Origin of the sequence: Micromonospora sp. II, assembly GCF_001709195.1 — a bacterium.
In the GTDB taxonomy this organism is placed as follows: Bacteria; Actinomycetota; Actinomycetes; order Mycobacteriales; family Micromonosporaceae; genus Micromonospora; species Micromonospora chalcea.
Window position 1 is genome coordinate 244,364 of sequence record NZ_LYXF01000024.1, and the last position, 17,676, is coordinate 262,039.

Here is a 17,676-nt window from a genome sequence, read left to right on the forward strand (position 1 = left end):
TCGGCTATCAGACGGGCCTTAGCCAGGAGTTTCAGGCCCGTACACGACGGCGTTTATTCCACTCGTCAATATGTGCGGCGAGGACGGCATAGGCGGGGCGGATGACGCCCGCCGACGCGCTTCTTGGCTGAAGCGCACCATCTGTCACGGGCATGGCGCAGCGGGGCACGTAGGCTGCCGTACGCGCGTTCGCCCGCGTTTTCCCTGCGGTAAGGCGCGCCGCTGTGTATGCCGTGATGGCCTACGGCCTGCGCTTTTGCGCGCTCCCTGCCGGGCGGGACGCTGCTCCGGGTCGACTGTCGGGTAAGTGGCGCGCAATTATCCGACAGTGGCAGAGCTGCGTTCACCTGCAGTTATGAAAATCGTTCCCGCCTGTCGGAGAGTTGGCGCTCGGTGCGTTGCTTGCGCCTCCTGGGAAAACCGAGTTACACAAACTTTATCAACGATCAGGGTTGACACTCGCCGATGGACGCCGGGATGCTGGTGCCGCCGCCGTCCTGGTAGTCGGCGGGACGAACGCGGATCCTTTCGCGAAGTCCAGAACGTGCTTTCCGGACTATTAACGTGGTGCGAACGCAGCATTAATCATGCATTCGTGCCGGACCTGCTGTGCCTTTACCGGACGTCAGAAGGAATCGGATCGTGGGCGTTTCCCTGCCAGGACGAGCCGATGCGGCCGACCCAGTGCGACAGTCGGCCGGGTCCGCCGCTCGCGCTGGTCAACCGCCGAAACCCGGCACCCTGGTCGACCGGTTCCGTGCGGTCCTTCTCGACCGTCCGGACGGCGTGACCTATCGGTTCCTGGCCGACGGCGAGAACGACGAGGTCGCCATTTCCAACGCCGACATGGATCGGCGGGCCCGGGCCATCGCCGCCACGTTGCGAGAGCGCGTGAACGAGGGCGAGCGGGCGCTCATCGTCTGCCCGCCGGGCCTGGACTACCTCGCCGCGTTCCTGGGCTGCCTCTACGCCCGGGTGATCGCCGTACCGGTGTATCCGCCGAACCCGGTGCTGCTCAAGCGGACCCTGCCCCGGCTGATCGGCGTGATCCAGGACGCCCGTCCCGCTGTCGTGCTCGCGCCGGCGGAGATCACCGCGATGGCCGGCCAGATCACCGCGCTGGCGCCCGCGCTGGGCTCGCTCGTCTGGCAGGCCGTCGACCGGATCGACCCGGCCGTGGCCGACGGGTGGCGCGAGCCCGGCCTCGGCGGTGACGACGTGGCGTTCCTCCAGTACACGTCCGGCTCCACCGGGCGGCCGAAGGGCGTGGTGCTCAGCCACGCCAACCTGCTGGCCAACCTCGAGGTGACGAACCAGCGTTTCATCACCGACGTCGAGACCACCCGGCTGGTGAGCTGGCTGCCGCCGTACCACGACATGGGGCTGATCGGCGCCATGCTGCAGCCGCTCTACGCCGGGTTCCCGGCGACCTTCATGTCACCGACGTCGTTCCTCAAGCGCCCGCTCCGCTGGCTGCAGGCCATCTCCACCTACCGGGCCACGCTCAGCGGCAGCCCCAACTTCGGTTACGAGCTGTGCCTGGCGAAGACCACCGCGGACGAACGCGCGGCGCTGGACCTGAGCAGCTGGCGGCTGGCGTTCAGCGGGGCCGAGCCGGTCCGGGCCGAGACCATCGACCGGTTCGTGGCGGCCTTCGGGCCCAGCGGGTTCCGCCGCGAGGCCTTCTACCCCTGCTACGGCCTGGCCGAGGCGGCGCTGTTCGTCGCCGGCGGGCTGGCCGGCACCGAACCGGCAGTACGCCGGGTGCGTGCCGCCGACCTCGCCGACAACCGGGCGGTCGAGGCCGGCCCGGACGAGGAGAGCCGGACGCTCGTCAGCTGCGGAACGGCGGCCGCCGGGCACGAGCTGGTCATCGTCGACCCCGCTACCTGCGAGCGGCTCCCGGCCGGCCGGGTCGGCGAGATCTGGTTCGGCGGCGGTAGCGTCGCCCAGGGCTACTGGGGACGCCCGCAGGAGAGCGAGGAGACCTTCCGGGCCCGGCTCGCCGGCAGCGGCGACGGCCCGTTCCTGCGCACCGGCGACCTGGGCTTCCTGACCGACGACGGGGAGCTGTTCGTCACCGGCCGGCACAAGGACCTGATCATCATCGCCGGGCGGAACCACTACCCGAGCGACATCGAGGTGACGGTCGAGCAGAGCGATCCGACGCTGCGGCCGGGCTGCGGCGTGGCCTGTTCGGTGGAGGTCGACGGCGAGGAGCGGCTCGTCGTCATCCAGGAGGTCGGCGGCAGCCGCGCCCGGCTCGACGCCGAGCGCGTCGTCACGGCGATCCGCGGCGCGGTCGCCCAGGAGCACGGCCTCCAGGTGCACGACGTGGTCCTGATCAAGCAGGGCAGCATCCCGAAGACCTCCAGCGGAAAGCTGCAACGGCGGGCCGCCCGGCAGTCCTTCCTCACCGGCGACCTCACGGTGCTGGCGCGCTGGAGCGCGGCCGACCCGGAACACGTCACCGGCGGTGCGGGCAGCACGCCGGCACCGCCCGCCGCGGCGCCCGGTCGCGCCGAGGTCGAGCAGCGCCTCGTGGCGGAGCTGGCCGCCCGGCTGGGGATCAGCCCGCAGGCGGTGGACCCCACCCGGCCCGTCGCCACGTACGGGCTGCAGTCGGTGGAGATGGTCGGGCTCGTGGGCGAACTGGAGACGTGGCTGGGCCGTACCCTGTCTGCGACCCTGATCTGGGAGTACCCGACCATCGAGGCGCTGGCCGCCCACCTCGGCGACCCGGCCGTCGGCTCCGAACCCGCCGCGCCGGTCGAGCCCACGGCGCCGGCCGATCCGGCCGCGACCACGGCGACCGGCGCCGAGGCGACCGCGGGCCACGCGGACGCGACCGACGAGGCCGTCGCCGTCATCGGCATCGGCTGCCGCCTCCCCGGCGGCGTCGACGGACCGGAGAGCTTCTGGCGCCTGCTGACCGAAGGACGCGACGCGGTCCGCGAGGTGCCCGCCGACCGGTGGGACGCCGACGAGCTGCACACCGACGACGCGACGACGCCCGGAAGGACGACCACCCGCTGGGGCGGCTTCCTGGACCGGATCGACCAGTTCGACCCGCACTTCTTCGGCATCGCCGCCCACGAGGCCGCCCGGATGGACCCGCAGCAGCGGCTTCTCGCCGAGGTGACCTGGGAGGCGCTGGAGGACGCCGGACTGGCCGCCGACGACCTGGCCGGCTCCCCCACCGGCGTCTTCATCGGCATCGCCACCAGCGACTACGCCCAGCTCACCCTCGCCGACCTCGACCGGGTCGACGCGTACACCGGCACCGGCAACGCGTTCAGCATCGCGGCGAACCGCCTGTCGTACCTGTTCGACCTGCGCGGCCCGAGCATCGCCGTCGACACCGCCTGCTCCTCCTCGCTGGTCGCGGTGCACCAGGCCGTCACCAGCCTGAGCCGGGGAGACTGCACGCTGGCCGTCGCCGGCGGGGTCAACGTGGTCCTGTCACCCGCGCTGGCGATCAACTTCAGCAAGGCCGGCGCGATGGCGGGCGACGGTCGCTGCAAGACCTTCGACGCCCGGGCCGACGGCTACGTCCGCGCCGAGGGCGCCGGCGTGGTGATCCTCAAGCCGCTGTCCCGGGCGCTCGCCGACCAGGACCCGATCTACGGGGTGATCCTCGGCGGGGCGGTCAACCAGGACGGCCGGACCAACGGGCTGATGGCGCCGAACCCGCACGCCCAGGAGGCGGTGCTGCGCAGCGCGTACGAGCGGGCCGGCGTGGCGCCGGAACAGGTCGGCTACGTCGAGGCGCACGGCACCGGCACGCTGCTCGGCGACCCGATCGAGGCCAAGGCGCTCGCCGCCGTGGTCTGCGCCGACCGCGATCCGGCGCGGCCCCTGCTCATCGGATCGGTCAAGTCCAACCTCGGCCACCTGGAGGCCGCCGCCGGGATCGCCGGCCTGATCAAGGCCGCGCTGGTCCTGCGGCACCGGCAGATCCCGCCGAGCCTGCACTACCGGCAGCCCAACCCGCACATCCCGTTCGCGCAGCTCGCGCTCCAGGTGGCCGACACCGGTCAGCCGTGGCCGGACGGATACGCGCGGGCCGTCGCCGGAGTCAGCTCGTTCGGCTTCGGCGGCACCAACGCGCACCTGGTCCTCGCCGAGCCGCCCCGGTCCGACCGGCACGCCTCCTCCGAAACGGCCGCCGCGCCCGGCCACCTCCGCCTCAACGGCAGCGCGCCCGCCGGAGGCGCCCCGGCGGACCCGGCCCGGCTGCTGACCATCTCGGCCCGTACCCCCGAGGCGCTCGGTGAACTCGCCCGGCGGTACGCGGCGAAGCTGGCCCCGCCCGGCGAAGGCGCGGACCTCGCCGCCGTCTGCGCCGCCGCCGCCGTGCGTCGCACCCACCACGAGCACCGGCTGGCCTGCGTCGGTGACTCGCCCGAGCAGGTACGGGACGCGCTCGTCGCGTACGCGGCCGGCACGGAACGGCCCGGGCTGTCGTGGGGCGCCCGGCGCGTCTCCCGGCGCCCGAAGCCCGTCTTCGTGTTCTCCGGCCAGGGGCCCCGGTGGTGGCCGATCACCGAGGACCTGCTCGCCGAGCCGGCGTTCCGCGACACGTTCGCGCAGTGCGACCGGGCGCTGCGGCAGTACGTCGACTTCTCCCTGCTCGACCTGGTCACCGGCCGGGGCGACGCGAGTCTGCTGGACGACCCGGCGGTCGCCCAGCCCGCGCTGACCGCCGTGCAGATCGCCCTGGCCGCGCTCTGGCGCTCCTGGGGCGTCGAGCCGGCCGCCGTGGTCGGGCACAGCGTCGGCGAGGTGGCCGCCGCCCAGGTCGCGGGCGCGCTCGGCATCGCCGACGCGATGCGGGTCGCCCGCCAGCGGGGCCGGGTCATCCGCGCCGCCATCGGCAACGGGCGGATGGCGGTGCTCGGCCTCCCGCTCGACCGGACCGAGCAGTTGCTCGCCGAGCGGCGGCCGGGCGCCGTCTCGGTCGCCGCCGCCAACGGACCGGAGTCCACTGTGCTCTCCGGCGACGGCGCGGCCCTGGCCGCCCTCGCCGAGACGCTGACGGCCGAGGGGACGTTCTGCCGGTTGCTCGAATCGGTCGACTACGCCTCGCACAGCCCACAGATGGAGCCGCTGCGCGCCGAGCTCGGCGCGCTGCTCGACGGGCTCACCCCGGGGCCCGCCGCCGTGCCGATGCTCTCCACGGTCACCGCCGGGCCGATCGACGGCGCCGCGCTCGACGCCGCGTACTGGGCCGACAACCTGCGCCGGCCGGTGCTGTTCGACACCGCCGTCACCCGCCTGGTCGACGCCGGGCACGACGTGTTCGTGGAGATCTCCCCGCATCCCATGCTCGGCGGCCCGGTCACCGAACGCATCGCCCGCCAGCAGCGCGACGGCGTCGTCGTCGCCTCGCTGCGCCGCGACGAGCCGAGCCGGGCCACGGTCCTCGGTGAGCTGGGCCGCCTCTGGACCGCCGGCTGCCCGGTCGACTGGCGCCGGATGTACGGGCCGGTCGTGCCGATGGCCGCGCTGCCGGCGTACCCGTGGCAGCGGGAACGGCACTGGATCACCGACGAGTACCCCCGGACGCGGCGCACCGCCCACCGCGGGCACCCGGTGCTGGAGACGTACGTCCGGTCCGCCGCCGAACCGGGCGGACACCACTTCGGCGTCCGGCTCGACCTGGCCGGGTTCGGCTACCTGCGGGACCACGTCGTCGAGGACAGCCCGGTGCTGCCGGCCAGCCTGCTGCTCGACGCGGCGCTGGCGGCGACCCGGCGGCTCCTCGACGATCCGGCCGCGGTGGTCGAGCGGATCGAACTGACCCGGGTCACCCTCGTCGAGGAGCTGGCCGAGGCGGACACCGTCCAACTCGTCCTGCTCCCGGAGACCGCCACCGGCGGCACGCTGCGGATCTACAGCCGCGGACCGGACGACGCCTGGAACGAGGTGGCGCACGGCCGGTACGGCGCCGCGGAGCAGTTCCCGGCCGGCGCCGTCGAGCCGCTGACCACGGTCCGGTCCCGCTGCGGCGAGCAGCGGGACAGCGCCGAGCACTACGCCCGGCTGGCCCGGTCCGGCCTGCGCTACGGCCCCGCCTTCCAAGGCGTCGCCGCGCTCTGGCAGGGCGAGCGCGAGGCGGTCGCCGAACTGCGCGACCCGGCCGAGCTGACCGGCGCCCGGGAGCCGTACCTGGTGCACCCCGCCCTGCTGGACAGCTGCCTGCAGGTGCTGGCGGCGGCCATGACCGGCGCCGACGCCGGGACGTACCTGCCGGTGGGGGTGGAGCGTTTCGCCCTCGCCGCCGGCCCGGGCGTACCCCGATGGGCGCACGCCACCGTGGGCGGGGCCGCCACCGACGGCCCGGAGATCGACGGCGCCCGGGTGGTGCTCTACGACGCGGCCGGCGACCCGGTGGGCGAGATCGCCGGCGTGCGGCTGCGCCGGCTGGCCGGCTCCGGCCCGGCCGACCCGGTCGGCGAGGCGCTGCTCGACCTGGCCTGGCAGGAGGCGACCGACGGGGCACAGACGCCGGAGACCGGCGGCTGGTGGCTGCTGCTGGCCGGCGCCGACCCGGTCGGCGGCGACCTGCGGGCCGCGCTGTCCGGCCGGGGCGTGGACACGGTGACCGTCGCACCCGGTGACGCCTACCGGCAGGTTGCCCCGGACCGGTACGAGGTCGACCCGGCCCGGCGGGCGGACTTCGTGACGCTCCTGACCGACCTGCGTGCCGCCCGGCCGGAGCCGTGCGCCGGAGTGCTGCACGCGTGGAGCCTCGACGCGCGCCTCACCGAGCAGAGCCCGGCCGACCTGCCGGACACCCCACTGGACCGGCTCGAACTGCTCGGTCCGGTCGCCGTCACGCATCTGGTGCGGGCGCTCACCGAGGTCGGCGGCCGGTCACCCCGGCTGGTGCTGGCCACCCGGGGCGCGCAGGTGGTCGCCGCCGACGCGGGCGCGCCGGACCCGGCCCAGGGCGGCCTCTGGGGACTGGCCCGGGTGGTCGCGCTGGAACACGCCGAGCTGCGCCCCACGATCGTCGACCTCGACCCGGCCGACGGGCGGCACGGCGTTCCCGGCCTGGTCGACGAACTGCTGCACCGGCCCGGTGGCGAGCAGGTCGCGCTGCGCGGCGGCCGGCGCTACGTGCCCCGGCTGGTCCCGTGGCGCGCGCCCACGGCCACGCCGGCGCGTCCGCACCCGTTCGACCGGTCCGCCGCCGACGGCAACTACCGGCTGCTGTCGGTGCAGGGACACCTGGGCAGCCTGACGCCGGTGCTCTCCGCACGCGTGCCGCCCGGCCCCGGCCAGGTGCAGATCGAGGTGGCCGCCGCCGGACTCAACTTCAACGACGTGCTCAAGGCGATGGAGATCTGCCCCGGCGTACCCCCGGGCATCGTGCCGCTGGGCGGCGAGTGCGCCGGCCGGGTCACCGCGCTCGGCGCCGGAGTCACCGGCCTGAGCGTCGGCGACGCGGTGATGGCGGTGGCCCCGTCCAGCATGGCCGCGTACACCACCACCCGGGCCGAGCTGGTCGCCCCCGTCCCCGGCGGGCTCACCGTCGAGCAGGCCGCCGCGCTGCCGATCGCGTTCCTCACCGTGGTGTACGGCCTGGAGTACCTGGCCCACCTCGGCGAGGGCGACACCCTCCTGATCCACTCGGCCACCGGCGGCGTCGGCCTGGCCGCGCTGCAGGTGGCCCGCCGCAACGGCGCCGAGGTGCTGGCCACCGCCGGCAGTGAGGAGAAGCGGGAACTGCTGCGCCGCCTCGGCGTCAAGCACGTGATGGACTCCCGGTCGCTGCGTTTCGCCGACGAGGTGCTGGCCCTCACCGACGGCCGGGGCGTGGACGTCGTGCTCAACTCGCTCACCGGCGAGGCGCTCACCCGCAGCCTCGGCCTGCTCGCGCCGAACGGGCGGTTCGTCGAGATCGGCAAGCAGGACATCTACGCCAACAGCCACCTCGGCCTGCGGGCGTTGCGGCACAACCGCTCGTTCCTCGCCGTCGACCTGGAACGCGCCTTCGCCGAGCGGCCGAAGCTGATCGCCCGCCTCTTCGCCGAGGTGCTGCGCGGCTTCGACAGCGGCGAGTTCACCGCCCTCCCGGTGACCACCTACGACTACGCCGACGCGGCGGCGGCGTTCGGTCTCATGGCGCAGGCCCGGCACACCGGCAAGATCGTGCTGCGGCCCGGTGGGCACGAGGTGGCCGCCGTACCGCCGGGGGAGGTCCCGGTCCGGCCGGCCGCCACGTACCTGATCACCGGTGGTCTCGGCGCTCTCGGCCTGGAGACCGCCCGCTGGCTGGCCGGTCGCGGCGCGCGGCACCTGGCGCTGCTCGGCCGCAGCCGGCCCTCGGCGTACGCCGGGCAGGTCCTCGACGAGCTGCGCGGGCAGGGCGTCGACGTCCAGGTCCGGCAGGCCGACATCGCCCGCCACGAGGACGTCACGGCGGTGCTGGCGGACCTCGACCGGACGATGCCGCCGCTGGCCGGCGTCGTGCACGCCGCCGGTGTGCTGGACGACGGGCTGATGCTGCAGCTCGACCGGGCCCGGTTCCGGGCCGTGGCCGCGCCCAAGGTGGACGGCGCCTGGCATCTGCACCGGGCCACCCTGGACCGGGACCTCGACTTCTTCGTCCTCTACTCCTCGGCCGCCGCGCTGCTCGGCTCACCGGGCCAGGCCAACTACGCCGCCGCGAACGCGTTCCTGGACACGCTCGCGCAGCGGCGCCGGGCGCAGGGACGGGCCGCGCTGAGCGTCAACTGGGGTCCCTGGTCCGGGTCCGGCCTGGCGGCCCGCCCGGACCGTGGCGGCCAGCTCGCCGGTCAGGGCATCGTCGGCATCGACCCACGCGACGGCATCGAGGCGCTGGACCGGCTGGTGCGGACCCCGGCGGCGCAGGTGGCCGTCCTGCCGCTGGACCTCGACCGGCTCCGCACGGCCGCGGCCGGCGGGCTCGTGCCCGCGCTGCTGGCCGACCTGGTCGCGGTGGACACCCCGCGCACGGCCGAGGGCCGGGCGCGCTCCGGCGAGGTACGCCGGCGGCTGCTCACCGTCGAGCCGGGCCGCCGCCGGCGCGCCCTGCTCACCGGGCACGTCGCCGGTGAGGTGGCCCGGGTGCTCAAGGTGGACGCCGACCGGGTCGACGTCACCTCGCCGCTGGCGAACATGGGCTTCGACTCGCTGATGTCGCTGGAGCTGCGCAAGCGGCTGGAGACGTCGCTCGACGTCGAACTGTCCGCCACGCTCGCGTGGCGCTTCCCGACCATCGACGCGCTCGTACCGCACCTCGCCGAGCGGATGGACGTGGCGCTGGAGGCCGGGCCGGACGCCGACGTCTCCCCGGCGGGGACCGGCCCGGCGACCGCGCCCGGCGCGACACCGGCCGCCGGGACCGACGACCCGGCCACCGACCTGGAGCAGCTCTCCGACGACGACGTCGAGGCGCTCCTGCTGGCCAAGCTCAACCAGATCGAGGAAGGGCGTCAGGGATGACCACGACCGGGCAGCAGGCGCAGGCGCCGAACTCCACGCTCAAGCGCGCCTACCTGCAGATGGAGCGGATGCAGCGGCAGCTCGCCGAGTACGAGCGCGGCCGGACCGAGCCCGTCGCGGTCGTCGGCATGGGGCTGCGCTTCCCCGGCGGCGCGGTCGACGCGGAGAGCTTCTGGCGGATCCTGCGCGACGGCGTCGACGCGGTCGCGGAGATCCCGGCCGACCGCTGGCCGGTCGACGAGTTCTACGACGAGCAACCGCAGCAGCCCGGCAAGATGCGGACCCGCTGGGGCGGCTTCCTGGACCGCGTCGACCACTTCGACTACGAGTTCTTCGGCATCTCCCGGCGCGAGGCGCTGGCCATGGACCCGCAGCAGCGGCTTGCCCTGGAGGTGTCCTGGGAGGCGCTGGAGAACGCCGGGAAGGCGCCGACCGCGCTGGCCGGCAGCCGTACCGGGGTGTTCCTCGGCGTGTGCAGCAACGACTTCGCCACCGAGAACTTCCCCGGGCTGGAGGACATCACCGCCTACGCCAGCACCGGCACCGCGCACAGCGTGGTGACCGGGCGGATCTCGTACGTCTTCGACTTGCGCGGCCCGAGCGTGGCGGTGGACACCGCCTGCTCCTCCTCGCTGGTGTCGGTGCACATGGCGGTGCAGAGCCTGCGGTCCGGCGAGTGCGACCTGGCCCTCGGCGGCGGGGTGAACGTCGTCCTGTCGCCGCTGCCCAGCGTGGCCTTCTCCCAGTTCCCCGGCATGGTCGCCCCGGACGGCCGGTGCAAGACCTTCGACGCCCGCGCCAACGGCTACGTCCGCAGCGAGGGCTGCGGCATCGTCGTGCTCAAGCGTCTGACCGACGCGGTACGCGACGGCGACCAGGTGCTCGCGGTGATCCGCGGCGGCGCGGTCAACCAGGACGGTCGCAGCTCCGGGGTGACCGCCCCGAACGGGGTGGCGCAGCGCGACGTGCTGCGCCGGGCGCTCGCGGCGAGCGGCGTCGCCGCCGAGCAGGTCTCCTACATCGAGGCGCACGGCACCGGCACCACGCTCGGCGACCCGATCGAGGTCGAGGCGCTGGCCGAGGTGTACGGCCGGGAGGAGGGCGCACCGGTCTACCTGGGATCGTCGAAGACGAACGTCGGCCATGCCGAGGCCGCCTCCGGCATCGTCGGGCTGATCAAGGTGGTGCTCGCCCTGCACAAGGGCGCGATCCCGCCGAACGTGCACTTCACCGAGCTGAATCCGCACATCTCCTTCGCCGGCACCACGTTCGCGGTGCCGACCGAGTTGAGCGATTGGCCGACGGTCGCCGAGCGGCCGGTGGCCGGGGTGAGCAGCTTCGGGTTCAGCGGCACCAACGCCCACCTGATCGTGCAGGCCGCGCCCGAGCCGCCGGCCGTACCGTCGGAACCGGCGGTGGAGCGGCCCCGTTCGGTGCTGCCGCTGTCGGCCCGGACGCCGGACGGGCTGCTGGAGCTGGCCCGGCGCTACCAGCAGCGGCTGTCCGCCGACCCGGGCGCGGCGCTGGCCGACGTCTGCTTCTCGGCCGGCACCGGACGGGCCCACTTCCCGCACCGGCTGGCCGCCGTCGGCGCGTCCGCCCGGGAGGTCGCCGACCAGCTCGCCGACTTCGTCGACGGGCTGCCCGGCGACCTGCCGGTGGTGGGCGAGGCCGGCAGCGACGACGTGGTCTTCCTCTTCACCGGGCAGGGCCCGCAGCGCGTCGGCATGGCCCGCGCCCTCTATCAGACGCAGCCCACCTTCCGGCAGGCCGTCGACCGCTGCGACGAGATCCTGCGGCCGCTGCTGGACGTCCCGCTGCTGGACGTGATCTACCCGGCCGACCCGGACTCCGACCTGGTCTACCGCACGACCTACTCGCAGCCGGCGCTGTTCGCGGTGCAGTACGCCATGGCGCAGATGTGGCGCTCCTGGGGCGTCGAGCCGGTGGCGGTGCTCGGGCACAGCTTCGGCGAGTACGTGGCCGCCTGCGTGGCCGGCATGATGAGCCTGGAGGACGGGCTGCGGCTGGTCGTCGAACGCGGCCGGCTGATGTGGGAGCTGAACGGCAACGGCGCGATGGTGGCCGTCTTCGCCCCCGAGGCCGAGGTCACCGAGGTGCTCGCCGGGTACGCCGACCGGGTGTCCGTCGCCGCGGTCAACGGCCCCGGCACCACCTCCATCTCCGGTGAGCGGGAGGCGCTGGCGCGGATCTGCGCCGAGTTCGACAGGCGCGGGGTGAAGACCAAGCAGCTGCACATCACCACCTCGTCGCACTCGCCGCTGATCGAGCCGATCCTGCCGGGCCTGCGCGCGGCGGCCGACGCGGTGACGTTCACCCCGCCGCGCATCCCGCTCGTGGCGAACCTGACCGGTGAGCTGTGGCCGTGGGACACCGCCCCGGACGCCGACTACTGGTGCCGGCACGCCCGCCAGCCGGTGCGCTTCGCGGCCAGCATCGACACGCTGCGCGAGCTGGGCTACCGCACCTTTGTCGAGATGGGACCCGCGCCGACGCTGCTCGGCATGATCAGCGACAACCTGCCGGCGGGGGAGGCCCTGCTGGCGCCGAGCCTGCGGCCCAAGCACGACGACTGGGCGGTGCTGCTGCACACCGTCGCCCGGCTCTACACCGCCGGCGTGGACCTGGACTGGGCCGGTTTCGACCGGGACTACCGGCGGGCCCGGGTGCCGCTGCCCACCTACCCGTTCGAGAAGACGCACTGCTGGCAGGAGCCGCGCCGCACGCAGCGGCAGCAGCAGCGGCACACCGGATCATCCACCGTGGACGACACCGGCGAGGACGGCGCCGCCGCGTACGCCGACGACGACCTGCTCTACCGGCTCGACTGGCAACCTGTCGACGCGCCCGCGCCGGCTCCCGACCCGGAAGCAACCCCGGCCCGGACCTGGCTGGTGCTCACCGACGGGACCGGGGTCGGCGCCGGGTTCGCCGACGCCGTCGCCGTCCGGGGCGAGCGGGTGGTACGGGTGTCGCCGGGCCCGGCGTACCGCGTCGACGGCGCGCGGGCCGAGGTGCGCCTCGACGGCCCGGCGGACCTGAGCCGGCTGGTGGACGAGCTGGCGCTCGACGGCGGCGAGCTTCAGGTGCTGCACCTGTGGAGCCTCGACGACACCGACCCGGACGGCACGGCGGACGCCGTCGCGCTGCTGCGGGCCACCGAGCGGGGCAGCCTCAGCGCGGTCCACACCGCGCAGGCCCTGGCCCGGGCGCGGGGCCCGGAGACGGTACGGCTCTGGCTGGTCACCCGCGGCGCGGTACGGCCGGCCGACGCCCCGGGCGGGCCGGTGTCGCTCGCGGTGGCCCAGTCGGCCCTGTGGGGCCTGGGCCGGTCGTTGCAGCAGGAGCACTCGGCGCTCTGGGGCGGCCTGATCGACCTCGACCCGGCCGCCGACCCGGCCACGCTGGCCGCGCGTCTGGTGGGGGAGCTGACCGCCCGCGACGCCGAGGACCAGGTCGCGTTGCACGGCGACCGGCGCTACGTGGCCCGGCTCGTCCGCCAGGCGGTGCCCGAGGCCGACGCCGCCGACGGGCCGTGGCGGCCCGACGCGAGCTACCTGATCACCGGCGGCCTCGGCGGCATCGGCCTGGAGGTGGCCCGGTCGATGGTGCGGGCCGGCGCGCGGCGGCTGGTGCTGCTCGGCCGCACCGTGCTGCCGCCCCGCGCCGAGTGGGCCGGCCTGCCCGCCGACCATCCGGCGGCGGCACGTGTCGCCGGGGTGCGCGGGCTGGAAGCGCTCGGGGCCGCCGTGCACGTGGCCTCCGTCGACGTCGCCGACGAGGAGGCGGTACGGGCGTTCCTGACCGGCTACGACCGGGAGGGCCGGCCGCCGATCCGGGGCGTCGTGCACGCCGCCGGCACCGGTGAGGTGGCCCCGCTGATGGAGCTGACCCGGGCCGACCTGGAACGCCCGCTGCTGCCCAAGGCCGTCGGCGCCTGGGTGCTGCACCGCCTGTTCGCCGGCCGGGAGCTGGACTTCTTCATCCTGTTCTCCTCGACCAGCTCGCTGCTCAGCTCGCCGTTCGTGGCCGGGTACGCGGCGGCCAACGCCTTCCTCGACGCGCTGGCGGCGCAGCGCCGCGCCGCCGGACTGCCCGGTCTGAGCGTCAACTGGGGTATCTGGGAAGGGGTCGGCCTGGCCAACCGGGGCGCCGACACCACCCCCGGGCTCAGCAAGGGCATGGGCACGCTGCGGCCCGGCCAGGCGCTGCGGGTCTTCCACCGGCTGCTGCGCCACGACGAGCCGCAGATCGCCGTGGTCCCGGTCGACTGGACCGAGTGGGGGCGCCGCTACCAGGAGGTCTCCGGTTCGGCCTTGCTCGCCCCGCTGCTGCGCGGCGACGGTCCCGCCCGGCCCGCCCGGCGTACGGCCCGGACCAGCCTGCTGCCCAGCCGCGCGCAGCTGCTGGCCCTGCCGGCCGACCGGCGCGCCGAGACGCTCACCGGGCAACTGGTGCTCGCCGTCGCGGCCACCCTCGGCTCCGCGACGGCGTCGGTCGGGCTGGACCAGCCGCTGTTCGACCTGGGCCTGGACTCGCTCATGGCGGTGGAGCTGAAGAACGAGATCGAACGCCAGCTCGGCGTCTCGCTGTCCATCGCGGTGTTCCTGGAGGGCGCCACCCTGCGCACCCTCACCGAGCAGATCGTCAGCCGGCTGCCGGCCGGTGCGGACGACGGCGGCGCCGACACGGCGGCCATCGGGCGGGTCGAGCGGTTCGAGGACGTCGCCTCGGAGCTGCTCGCCGAGCTGGAAGGCCTCTCCGACGAGCAGGCGCGGGCCGTACTGGGCCAGGAGGCGTGAGATGACCGACCTCGACGCACGGCTCGCCGCGCTCTCCCCGGAGAAACGGGCGCTGTTCGAGAAGCTGCTGCGCGAGCGGGGCCAGGCGCGGCCCGCCCGGCGGGAGAACGTCTTCCCGATCTCCGTGATGCAGCAGGGCATCTGGTTCCTGGAGCAGCTCCGGCCCGGCAACCCGGCGTACCTGATCCCGGCGGCGGTGCGCATCCGCGGCCCGCTGGACACCGCCCTGCTGCGGCAGGCGGTCGACGGGATCGTCGCCCGGCACGAGTCGCTGCGGACCACGTTCGAGCTGCGCGACGGGCGGCCGGTGCAGGTGGTCCACCCGGCGCTCGCGATCCCGCTGGCCGAGACCGACCTGCGCGGCACGCCGGCCGGCGGCGACGAGCTGGAGGCGCGGATCGTGGCCGCGCTGCGCGAGCCGTTCGACATCACCAGCGGCCCGCTGCTGCGGCTGGCCCTGCTCCGGCTCGGTGACGACGACTGCGTGCTCGGCGTGGCGATGCACCACCTCGTCTCCGACGGCTGGTCCGTCGGGGTGCTGCTGGGTGAACTCTCCACCCGGTACGCCGCGCTGGCCACCGGCGACCGGCCGGCGCTGCCCGAGCTGAGTGTCCAGTACGGCGACTACGCCGCCTGGCAGCAGGACTGGCTGCGCGGGGAGGACCTGTCGGCGGACCTGGCCCACTGGCGGGAGCACCTCGCCGGGGCGCCGGCCGTGCTCGACCTGCCGACCGACCGGCCCCGCCCGCCGGTGCAGGGCTTCCAGGGCGCCTCCCACCCGTTCACGTTGCCCGAGCCGGTGCTCACCGCGCTCGGCGCGCTCGGCAAGCAGCACGGCGCGACCACGTACATGGCGCTGCTGGCCGCCTTCGGCGTGCTGCTGCGCCGCTACAGCGGGCAGGACGACGTGGTGGTCGGCGTGCCGATGGCCAACCGGGACCGGGCCGAGGTCGAACCGCTCATCGGGTTCTTCGTCAACACCCTGCCGGTCCGCGTGGACCTGACCGGCAACCCGACCTTCACCGAACTGCTGGGCCGGGTCCGGGACGCCTGCCTCGGCGCGTACGCCCACCAGCGGGTGCCGTTCGAGAAGGTGGTGGAGGCGCTGAAGCCGGCCCGCGACCTCAGCCGGCCGCCGATCTTCCAGGTGGGGCTCTCCTACCAGAGTGACCCGCTGCCCACGCTGGCCCTGGCCGGGGTGGAGTTCGAACGGCTGCCGCTGCGCGCCCAGGGCGCCCGCTTCGACCTGGAGCTGCAGCTGTTCAACGACGCCGGTGGGGTCAGCGGCTGGTTCGAGTACGACCGCGACCTGTTCGAACCCGCCACCATGGCCCGGATGGCCGGGCACTACCGGCGGATCGTCGAGCTGGCCGTCGCCGGCCCGCACACGGCTGTCGACGAACTGCCGTTGCTGGACGCCGACGAGCGGGACGCGGTGCTGGCGCTGTCCCGGGGCGAGGCGCGGCGGTGGCCCGGCGCGGGCTGGGCGCACGAGCAGATCGCCGAGCGGGCCCGGCGTACGCCGGAACTGCCGGCGGTGCGGTTCGCCGGCCGCACCGTCGGCTACGGGGAGCTGCTGCGCCGGGCCAACGGGCTGGCCCGCCGGCTGCGTGCCGCCGGGGTCGGCCCCGGCGTGCGGGTCGGCCTGGTGCTGGAACGCTCGGTGGAGCTGGTGGTCGGCCTGCTGGCGATCTGGCAGGCCGGCGGCGCGTACGTGCCCGTCGACCCGGGCCTGCCGGCCGGGCGGGTGGCGCTGATGCTCGACGACGCGGACCCGGCGGTGGTGCTCACCCAGCGGCGGCTCGGCGAGAAGCTGTCCTGGGACGGGCCGCTGTGGTACGCCGACGAGCTGCTCACCGACGACGTGCCCGCGGACGCCGCCGACGACCGGCCCACCCCGGTACGCGGCACCGACGTCGCCTACGTCATCTACACCTCCGGGTCGACCGGCCGGCCCAAGGGCGTGCCGAACACGTTCGCCGGCATCCGCAACCGGCTGCTGTGGATGCAGGACGCCTACGGCCTCGGCCCCGGCGACCGGGTGCTGCAGAAGACGCCGTACTCGTTCGACGTCTCGGTCTGGGAGTTCTTCTGGCCGTTGATGACCGGCGCGACGCTCGTCGTGGCCCGCCCGGACGGGCACCGCGACGGCGCCTACCTGGTCGACACGATCCGCTCCGAACAGGTCACCACCGTGCACTTCGTGCCCTCCATGCTCCAGGCGTTCCTGCGCGAGCCCGACGTCGAGCGGTGCGTGAGCCTGCGTCGGGTGATCTGCAGTGGCGAGGCGCTTCCGCGCGACCTGCAGGACCGCTTCTTCACCCGGTCCGCCGCCGAGCTGCACAACCTGTACGGCCCGACCGAGGCGGCGATCGACGTCACCGCCTGGGCCTGCCGCCGCGACGACCCCCGGCCGGTGCCGATCGGGCGGCCGATCGCGAACACCCAGGTGTACGTGCTGGACCGCCATCTGCAGCCGGTGCCCGTGGGTGTGCCCGGCGAGCTGCACATCGGCGGGGTCAACGTGGCGCTCGGCTACCTGAACCGGCCCGAGCTGACCGCCGAACGGTTCGTCGCCGACCCGTTCGCCACACCGGCGCCGGCCGGCGGCACGGCCGTCACCGGCGACCGCGACGACGACCGGCCGCCCGCCCGGCTCTACAGGACCGGTGACCTGGGCCGGATCCGTGCCGACGGCGCGATCGAGTACCTGGGCCGCCTCGACCACCAGGTGAAGCTGCGCGGCTTCCGGATCGAGCTGGGCGAGATCGAGGCGGCGCTGACCGCCTGCCCCGGCGTCACCGAGGCGGTGGTGGTGGCGCGTGCGCACGGCGGCGACACCCGGCTGGTGGCGTACCTGGCCGGGCCGGACGTGCCGGCCACCGGTGAGCTGATCGGCCGGTTGAAGGAACGGCTGCCCGACTACATGGTGCCGGCGGTCTTCACCACGCTGGACGCCCTGCCGCTGACCTCGAACGGCAAGGTGGACCGGTCGGCCCTGCCCGAACCCGACCTGGCCCGCCCGGAGCTGCGCAGCCCGTACGTGGCGCCGCGCGACGAGCTGGAGCGGACCGTCGCCGGCATCTGGCGGGAACTGCTCGGCGTGGAGCAGGTCGGGGTGGACGACAACTTCTTCGAGCTGGGCGGCCACTCCCTGCTGATGGCCGAGGCCCGCCTGCGGCTCGTCGCGGCGGCCGGCCGGGACGTGACGCTCGTCGAGCTGTTCCAGTTCCCGACCGTCGCCGCGCTCGCCGGTTACCTCAACCGGCCCGGCGCGGACGGCGACGGCCTGGGCGACGCCCAGGAACGGGCGGCCACCCGCCGGCAGTCACTGAGTCGACGTCGCCGCCGCTCGTCGGCCGCGCAGGCATGAACG

The 17,676-nt window shown here is 74.7% G+C and carries 3 protein-coding genes; all 3 read left to right on the top strand.

The window, feature by feature from the left end; genetic code table 11:
- The first annotated feature begins 786 nt into the window (after positions 1-786).
- From A8711_RS12990 to A8711_RS13000, 3 genes are read left to right on the top strand one after another with little or no spacing between them, the layout of a single operon-like run.
- On the top strand, positions 787-9,477 hold the full coding sequence (locus A8711_RS12990; protein WP_199744109.1) for a type I polyketide synthase: 8,691 nt from the start codon (positions 787-789) through the stop codon (positions 9,475-9,477).
- Positions 9,474-14,300: a type I polyketide synthase gene (locus tag A8711_RS12995; protein WP_069088347.1), complete on the top strand. Its 4,827-nt coding sequence runs from the start codon at positions 9,474-9,476 to the stop codon at positions 14,298-14,300. Before A8711_RS12990 ends, A8711_RS12995 begins: the two co-directional genes overlap by 4 nt.
- A 1-nt stretch (position 14,301) precedes the next feature.
- On the top strand, positions 14,302-17,673 hold the full coding sequence (locus A8711_RS13000) for a non-ribosomal peptide synthetase (RefSeq protein ID WP_069088348.1): 3,372 nt from the start codon (positions 14,302-14,304) through the stop codon (positions 17,671-17,673).
- Positions 17,674-17,676 lie beyond the last annotated feature (3 nt).

Bases quoted from the DNA above. Each gene is read 5' to 3' on its own strand.
- A8711_RS12995 (WP_069088347.1), top strand. From the start codon at position 9,474: ATGACCACGACCGGGCAGCAGGCGCAGGCGCCGAACTCCACGCTCAAG.
- A8711_RS13000 (WP_069088348.1), top strand. From the start codon at position 14,302: ATGACCGACCTCGACGCACGGCTCGCCGCGCTCTCCCCGGAGAAACGG.